Source organism: Kitasatospora sp. MAA4, from assembly GCF_029893355.1.
GTDB lineage: Bacteria > Actinomycetota > Actinomycetes > Streptomycetales > Streptomycetaceae > Kitasatospora.
Genome location: NZ_JARZAI010000031.1, coordinates 82,864 through 90,818 on the forward strand (window position 1 = coordinate 82,864; position 7,955 = coordinate 90,818).

The window sequence follows — 7,955 nt, forward strand, 5'->3', positions numbered from 1 at the left end:
AGCGAGGAGATCCCCTATGAACACCAGACTGCTGCGTGCCGTCGTCTCCGGTTCGGCCGTGGTGCTGCTGACCGCCGCGTGCGGCCCGGGCACCACCGCCCAGAAGGCCGGCGCCAAGAGCAACTTCTCCACCGCCCAGCCGACCACCGCGCCGGGTACCGGGAGCCTGGCCACCCTGGCCTGGTCCGGCGACTACCGCGCGCCGTACTCCGAGGACCCGGTCAAGACCGCCGACTACCCGGAGGAGACCATCCTCGGCAACGTCTGCGAGCCGCTGATCCGGGTGGCGGCCGACTACTCGATGCACCCGGGCATCGCCGCGTCCTGGTCCCAGCCCGACCCCAAGCACGTCGTGGTCCAGCTCGACCCGCGCGCCACGTTCAGCGACGGCAGGCCGGTCACCGCCGACGACGTCGTCTACAGCCTGAACCGCAACCTGGACCCGGCGGTGGCCAGCAACTACGTCGACTCCTACAACGACGTCGACACCATCACCGCCACCGGCCCCGCGCAGGTGACGATCAGTCTGACCAAGCCGGACTACATCTTCGTCCGCAATCTCGGCATCCTCGGCGCGGCGGTGGTCGAGAAGGCCTTCGCGACCAAGGCGGGCGCCGACTTCGGCACCGCGGACACCGGTGTCGTCTGCACCGGCCCGTACACCGTGCAGTCCTTCGACGGCACCAACCAGATGGTGCTGAAGAAGAATCCGACCTACTGGGACCCGAGCCACGCCGGCAAGGCGGACACGATCACCTTCAAGTTCCTCTCCGACCCCTCGGCGCTGGCCAACGCGCTCTCCTCGGGGTCCCTGCAGGGCGCCTTCGACCTCCAGACCTCCACCATCGCGCAGCTGAGCAACGCCGCGGCCGGGAAGCTCTACATCGGCGGCGCGGGCTCCACCACGCAGAACGTCGACCTGATCGTCTCCAGCTTCTCGGGCGGTCTGGCCGACGCCCGCACCCGGCAGGCGCTGAGCATGGCCATCGACCGCGCGGGCATCGCCAAGGCGATCTACGCCGGCGCGGCCGACCCGCTCTACGCCGTGGCCGGCCCGGGCTTCTGGCAGGGCGGCCCGGCCGCCGCCGGCTACCAGGCCGCCTACGACCAGCTGGCCAAGGCCGCGGATGTGGCCGGCGCCGCCAAGCTGGTGCAGGCGGCGGGCGCGACCGGCAAGCAGGTCACCCTCGCGTACGCGGCCGGTACGCCCTCGCAGAGCCAGCTCGCCCAGGTGCTCCAGCAGACCGGTCAGGCGATCGGCCTGAACATCAAGATCGTCGGACTGCCGGACCAGCAGTACGGCAGCCTGTTCACCGATCCGAAGGCCCGCGCCGCCTACGACGGCTTCCTGACCATCAACTACCTGGAGTTCCCCGAGGCCGCGAGCATGTACGCGAGCTACGCCACCGCCACCGGCGTGCAGAACTTCAACGGCTACGCCAACCCCGCCGTGCAGGCCGCCCTCGACGCCGCGCAGGCCACCGACGACCCGGCGGCCCGGGCCGCGCAGGTGCTCAAGGCGCAGGCGATCCTGGGCCAGGACCTGCCCTGGATCCCGATCGTCCAGCCGAGGGCGCTGCTGTTCCAGAGCAAGGCGGTCACCGGTGCGCCGCTGACCTTCTCCTACATGGACAACGCCTGGGCCACCGCTGTGGGGGCACCCTGATGGGGCGTCTGCTGGTACGCCGGCTCGGCGGGCTGGCCACCACGCTGCTGCTGTCCAGCGTGGTGATCTTCGGCAGCCTCTACCTCGCGCCCGGCAGCCCCGAGAACGTGCTCTTCGGCAACCGGATGCCCACCGCCGCCGCGCGGGCCGCGGCGCGCCACCGGCTGCACCTGGACCAGCCGTTGCCGGTCCGCTACTGGGACTGGCTGAGCGGCGTGCTGCACGGCGACCTCGGCACCTCGATGGTCACCGGCCAGCCGGTCGCGGACCGGATCAGCGCGGGGCTGAGCACCACCGTGCTGCTGGTGCTGATGACGATGGTGCTGGTCGTGGTCGTCGGACTGGCGATGGGCCTGGCCGCCGCGCTGCTGCCCGGCCGGGTCGACGCCGCGGTCAGCACGCTGACCTCGGTGTCGGTCACCGTCCCGCCGTTCGTCGCCTCGACGCTGCTGATCTCGGTGTTCGCGGTGCGGATGGGCTGGTTCCCGGCCTCGGGTCTGGGCGAGGGCCTGGGCGGCAGGATCGACGGGCTGGTGCTGCCGTCCTGCGCGATGGCGGTGCTCTCGTGCGGGTTCCTGGGCCGGGTGACCCGCAACGCGGTCCGCGAGCAGTTGGAACGCGAGCACGTGCAGACCGCGCTGGTGCGCGGCCTGCCGCGCCTGGTCGTGCTGCGCAGCCACGTGCTGCGCAACGCGCTGGCGCCGATCGTGACGGCGGTGGGCCTGCTCACCGCGGGGACCTTCGCCTCGACGCTGGTGGTCGAGTCGGCCTTCGCGGTGCCCGGGATCGGGCAGTTGACCATCCAGTCGGTCGCCCAGAAGGACTTCCCGGTCGTCCAGGCCGTGGCGCTGCTGCTGGTCGGCGCGTTCGTCCTGTGCAACGCGGCGAGCGATCTGATCCAGGCCGTCGTCGACCCGCGCCTGCGCGAGACAGGGAGCACCTCGTGAAGCAGCACCTCCGCAGGCTCGGCCGCCCCGGAACCGCCTCGGCCGTGCTGCTGCTGGTGGTCACGGTGGCGGCGATCGCAGCCCCGCTGCTGGCCCCGCACGACCCGAACCAGGGCAGCCTGCTCGACGCGTACGGCGGCCCGTCCGGCGCGCACCTGCTGGGGACCGACGGGATCGGGCGCGACATCCTCAGCCGGCTGGTCTTCGGCGCGCGGACCAGCCTGCTCGGCCCGGCCCTGGTGGTCGGCGTCTCGCTGCTGGTCGGCGTCCCGCTGGCACTGGCGGCCAGCTGGTACGGCGGCTGGGTGGACGCGGTGGTGGCACGGGTCTTCGACCTCGTCTACGCGCTGCCCGGGCTGCTGCTCGCGGTGCTGACGGTGGCCCTGTTCGGGCCCGGCCTCACCCCGGCGGTGGCGGCGCTGTCGGTCGCCTACGTGCCCTTCCTCGCCCGGATCGTCCGGGCGGCGGCCCGCCAGCAGCGCGTCAGCCCGTACGTCGACGCGCTCGCGGTGCAGGGCTTCGGCATGCTGCGGATCACCGGCCGCCACATCCTGCGCAACATCGCACCGGTGGTGGTCGGTCAGGCCGCGATCGCCTTCGGCTACGCCCTGCTGGACCTGGCCTCGCTCTCCTACCTGGGGCTGGCCGTCCAGGCGCCGACGCCCGACTGGGGCGTCATGGTCAGCGACAGCGACGCGCTGCTGAAGGGCTACTGGCTGCCGGTCGCCGCCCCCGGCGTGCTGATCGTGCTCACGGTGCTCGCACTGACCGTGCTGGGCGCGCGGATCAGCGGCGACAAGCCGCCGGGCTACCTCAAGCGCCGCAGGCGCAGTGCCGCAGTGCCGGACCGAACTGCCGTGGGAGCCGCCGCATGACCACCGTACCGCTGCTCGAACTGTCCTCCCTGACAGTCGACTTCGCCACCGAGGACGGCGGCTCGCGGACCCTGCTCGCCGACCTCGACCTGACGCTCGCGCCCGGCGAGGCGCTCGGCCTGGTCGGCGAGTCGGGCTCGGGGAAGTCGATGACCGTCCGCGCGATCACCCGGCTGCTGCCGCCCGCGGCCAGTGCCGGAGGCGCGATCCGCTTCGAGGGCCGGGACGTCACCACGATGGACGCCGCCGCGCTGCGCGCCTACCGCGACGGCGGCGTCGGCCTGGTCTTCCAGGACCCGCGCGCCCACATCAATCCCACCCGCAGGATCGGCGCGTTCCTCACCGAAGCCCTGCGGCACAACCGGGGCCTGGGCAAACGCGAGGCGCTGGCACGGGCCGAGGCGGTGCTGGCCGAGGTCGGCATCGACGAGCCCGCCCGCCGGCTGCGCCAGTATCCGCACGAGGTCTCCGGCGGCATGCTGCAACGCGTGATGATCGCCTCGGTGCTGCTCGCCGAGCCCCGGCTCATCCTGGCCGACGAGCCGACGACGGCCCTGGACGTCACCATCCAGCGCGAGGTCGTCGCCATCCTCGACCGGATGCGCCGCGAACGGGGCATGGGGATGGTCTTCATCACCCATGACCTGGACCTGGCCCTGGCGGTGTGCGGCAGGGTCGCGGTCATGTACGCGGGACGGATCGTCGAGATCCGCTCCGCGAGAAGCCTGCACGAGCGCGCCGCCCACCCCTACACGCTCGGACTGCTGGGCTCGCGCCCGGCCATCGACGCCCGGGCACAGCGCCTGACGGCCATCCCCGGCCGACCCGTCTCCGCGTTCGAGGCGGGAGGCGGCTGTGCGTTCGCACCGCGCTGCGCGTTCGCGACCCCGACCTGTGAGAACGAGCCGCCGCCGCTGGTGCCCTTCGACGGCGGGCTGGTGCGCTGCGCCCGGGTCGAGGAGATCCACGCGGCGCGGACGAACACCTGGACAAGCAAGGAGGCCGCGGAGTGAACGCGGTGGAAGTACGCAGTCTCAACAAGTTCTTCAAGGCCCACCACGCGGTCGCCGACGTCGGCTTCGACATCCCCGCGGGCGGCTCGCTGGGCATCGTGGGGGAATCCGGCTCGGGCAAGACCACGATCGCCCGGATGCTGGTCGGGCTGGAGTGCCCGACCAGCGGCAGCATCGCCGTGCTCGGCCGCGACCGCAGCCGCCCGGCCCGCGGGAGCACCGAACGCAACACCCGCGCGCAGGAGTTGCAGATCGTCTTCCAGGACCCGTACACCTCGCTGGACCCGCAGCAGAGCGCCCGGTCGGCCATCGACGAGGTGCTGCGCCACCACGGCGGCCGTTCCGCCGCGGAGCGGGCGGCGCGCCTGGACGAGCTGGTCGACCAGGTCGGCCTGACGCTGCGTCAGTCCGTAGCCCGTCCCCGCGACCTGTCCGGCGGACAGCGCCAACGCGTCGCGATCGCCCGGGCGTTGGCCACCGGCCCGCGCGTGCTGGTGCTGGACGAGGCGGTCTCGGCCCTGGACGTCTCGATCCAGGCGCAGATCCTCAACCTGCTCGCGGACATCCGCGCCGACACCGGGCTCGCCTACCTGCTGATCTCCCACGACCTGGCGGTGGTACGGCAGTTGTGCGACACCGTGCTCGTCCTGCGGCGCGGGCGGGTGGTCGAGCAGGGCGACTGCGGCCAGGTGCTGGACAATCCGGCGGAGGAGTACACCCGGGCGCTGCGGGCCGCCGTCCCGGTCCAGGGCTGGCGGATCGCGGTCTGAGACGCCGCCGGCCCAGCCCTAACGCTTCCTTAGCGCGCAGGGCCGGGCCGGCGGCAATCTCGGATACCCTCCTGGGCAGGTGAGCCGGGAAGTCTGGTCGGCACAGGCCAGAGCTCCACCTTCCTCCAGGAGGACCCCGATGCGCACCAGTTCCCGTCCAGCACGTCCCTGCGGTCCGTCGGGACGGCTGCGGTGATGCGCGGCGGGGTGTTCCTGGAGGCCGACTGGCGGCGCGAGACGCTGCGCACCAACCTCTGGCTGGTGCCGGCCCTCGAAGTCCTGGGCGCCATCGCGCTGTTCGTCCTGACCCTGATCCTGGACCGATACGCCTACGACGGCCGGTTCGCGCTGCCCACCTGGGTGCTGAGCGGGACCGCCGACGCGGCCCGGCAGATCCTGACCACGATGGCCGCGGCGATCATCACGGTGGTCGGGCTGGTCTTCTCGATCACCATCGTCGCCCTGACCCTGGCGTCCACCCAGTTCGGCCCCCGGATGCTGCGCAACTTCATCCGCGACCGCGGCACCCAGCTGACCCTGGGCACCTTCGTGGCCACCTTCTTCTACACCGTGCTGGTGCTGGTGGCGATCAGTCCCGGGCCGCACGGCGACTTCGTCCCGCACCTGTCGATCACCGTGTCACTCGGCCTGACGGTGGTCGACCTGGCCATGCTGATCTACTTCATCAACCACATCGCCACCATGATCCAGCTACCCCAGGTCATCGCAGGCATCGCCGGCGACCTCGCCCGGGCCATCGAGGCCCAGAGCGGCGCCGACACCGAGGCGGGCGCCGGCACCAGGCCCACCCGCGACGAACTGCTCGCGCGGATCGCCGAGTCCGGGGCGGTGATCCCGACCCCGGCCAGCGGCTACCTCCAGTACATCCGCCACGAGCGGCTGGTCCGGATCGCCTCCGAGTCCGATGCCGTCCTCCATCTCCCCTACCGGCCCGGCCACTTCCTCGTCCAGGGGCAACCGCTGGCGATGGTCTGGCCACCGGCGGCCGCGACGCACGTGGCGCAGCACCTTGCCCGGGGTCAGGTCACCGGGCCGTACCGGACGCTGACCCAGGACGTCTCGTTCGGCGTGGACCAGCTGGTCGAGATCGCCATCCGCGCCCTCTCCCCTGCCGTCAACGACACCTTCACCGCGATGACCTGCATCGACTGGCTGGGCGACTGCCTGTGCCGGATCACCACCGGCTGGCACCCGCAGCACGTGCACCGGGGCCGGCACGGCCACATCCGGGTGATCGCCTACCAGGCCGACTACGACCGGCTGGTCCAGCGCGCCTTCGAGAAGATCCGGCAGTCCGCACTCGGCAATCCCGCCGTGATGATCCGCCAACTGGACGCCCTCTACAAGATCCTGGAGCAGACCTCGATGCCGGACCGCCGCCAGGTCCTGCTGGACCAGGCCGACATGATCCAGCGCGCCTGCCAGGCCTCCGTACCCGAGGAAGCCGACCGCCAGGACGTGCTGCGCCGCTACCAGGCGCTGTTCACTCTGCACGACGCGACGGGCCAGGAGCGTCCCGCAGCGGATCGCTGACGATGGCGGGTTCGAGGTCGAGCGCCGGTGCCAGAACTTGCACCACGGCCAGGCAGCAACCGGCCGCGGCCGCACCGGAGGTCCAGCCGTCCCGCCGCCACACCACCAGGGTTTCCTCGGCCACCCGCCAGTCGAAGGGCTCGGGAGCCGCCAGCAGGCTCCGGGCGGCCTGCGGTGTCAGCAGGGTGTGGGCCAGACCCTCGTCCGGGCTCGACACCCGGTGGGCGGAGTCGAAGGCCGGCTCACCCGTGGGGCAGGGCGAGTACGAGGGCGCGTAGCCGACCCGTACCGAGGAGAAGACCCGCTCGTGGTGCACCTCGATCGGCGACAGCCGCCCAGGCAGCTGGATCACGGCGACGCCGTACCAGTGCGCCGTGCCGTTCTCCTGACACGTGTACCCGAAGACCGTCGCGGCCAGACCGTCGAAGCTCCCTCGGACGGCGTCCCGCACGCGCACCCGCTGACCGTAGTGGAAGGGCGGCGCGGACCAGGGCACCAGCGACGGACCGGCCTGCGGTTCAGCGGTGAAGCCGTGCGTGGCGACCAGCTCGGCGGCCGCCTGCCGGCAGCGATGCCCCGCACGCCAGCCCTCGATCCTGGGAGCCGAGAGAATCAGGCCCACCAGGCACAGGAATAAGAAGATCGGGATGACAACGCCCATAGCGCACTCCCTCTGACCGGCCCATGCCACCGTGGACTGGGCGGTGCCGAAAGCGTAATCCCGCGCCCAATGCGGGTCAATGACACCAGAGTTGGCCATTCCCGGCCTTAACGCCCCATTGTCGCCGCATTGTCGCCACAGCCGGCCGCACACGTGGGGCGCGCGGAGTGACGGCGAGAGCCTCGACCGGGGGCGCGGGTGCCCGGACGGGCAGAAGATCACCGCACTCCATCAGGGAGCCGTCAAGGCCGCCGGGTGAGGTCCGTGAGCGGCCCTAGCATCCGAAGAACCGTCTCTCCTCCGCAGACGAACGTCATCACGCACCATGATCGGGGCACTTCAGCATGCGCGCTTCCTCCCGTCGGACGAACACGCCCACCCAACGCGTCGTCGCCGGCACCCTGCTGTCGGCCCTGGCGGTGGCCGGCCTGATGGCCGTACCGCAGCAGGCATCGGCCTACGACTGCTC

7 protein-coding genes are annotated in these 7,955 nt (G+C 71.8%); 6 read left to right on the top strand and 1 reads right to left on the bottom strand.

The genetic code is table 11. The annotated features are described in order from the left end of the window. The first annotated feature begins 16 nt into the window (after nt 1-16). The 6 genes from P3T37_RS31305 to P3T37_RS31330 all read left to right on the top strand — a co-directional run bounded on the left by P3T37_RS31305 (nt 17) and on the right by P3T37_RS31330 (nt 6,825). Entirely contained in the window at nt 17-1,666 is a 1,650-nt protein-coding gene (locus tag P3T37_RS31305) for an ABC transporter substrate-binding protein (protein WP_280727293.1), read from the top strand. Then, nucleotides 1,666-2,613, top strand: a complete 948-nt coding sequence (locus P3T37_RS31310; protein ID WP_280727294.1) for an ABC transporter permease — start codon at nt 1,666-1,668, stop codon at nt 2,611-2,613. The genes P3T37_RS31305 and P3T37_RS31310 overlap by 1 nt, the downstream gene beginning before the upstream one ends. Next, nucleotides 2,610-3,488, top strand: a complete 879-nt coding sequence (locus tag P3T37_RS31315) for an ABC transporter permease (RefSeq protein WP_280727295.1) — start codon at nt 2,610-2,612, stop codon at nt 3,486-3,488. Before P3T37_RS31310 ends, P3T37_RS31315 begins: the two co-directional genes overlap by 4 nt. Further along, on the top strand, nt 3,485-4,501 hold the full coding sequence (locus tag P3T37_RS31320; protein WP_280727296.1) for an ABC transporter ATP-binding protein: 1,017 nt from the start codon (nt 3,485-3,487) through the stop codon (nt 4,499-4,501). The genes P3T37_RS31315 and P3T37_RS31320 overlap by 4 nt, the downstream gene beginning before the upstream one ends. Then, nucleotides 4,498-5,271 carry an ATP-binding cassette domain-containing protein gene (locus P3T37_RS31325; protein ID WP_280727297.1) on the top strand — a complete coding sequence of 258 codons (774 nt, stop codon included), beginning with the start codon at nt 4,498-4,500 and terminating at the stop codon, nt 5,269-5,271. Before P3T37_RS31320 ends, P3T37_RS31325 begins: the two co-directional genes overlap by 4 nt. Before the next feature lie 195 nt (nt 5,272-5,466). Then, a complete protein-coding gene (locus P3T37_RS31330; protein ID WP_280727298.1) occupies nt 5,467-6,825 on the top strand; it encodes a DUF2254 domain-containing protein in 1,359 nt (452 codons plus the stop codon). Here P3T37_RS31330 and P3T37_RS31335 read toward each other — a convergent pair. Next, entirely contained in the window at nt 6,776-7,486 is a 711-nt protein-coding gene (locus P3T37_RS31335) for a hypothetical protein (RefSeq protein ID WP_280727299.1), read from the bottom strand. The genes P3T37_RS31330 and P3T37_RS31335 overlap by 50 nt on opposite strands. Nucleotides 7,487-7,955: the final 469 nt, after the last annotated feature.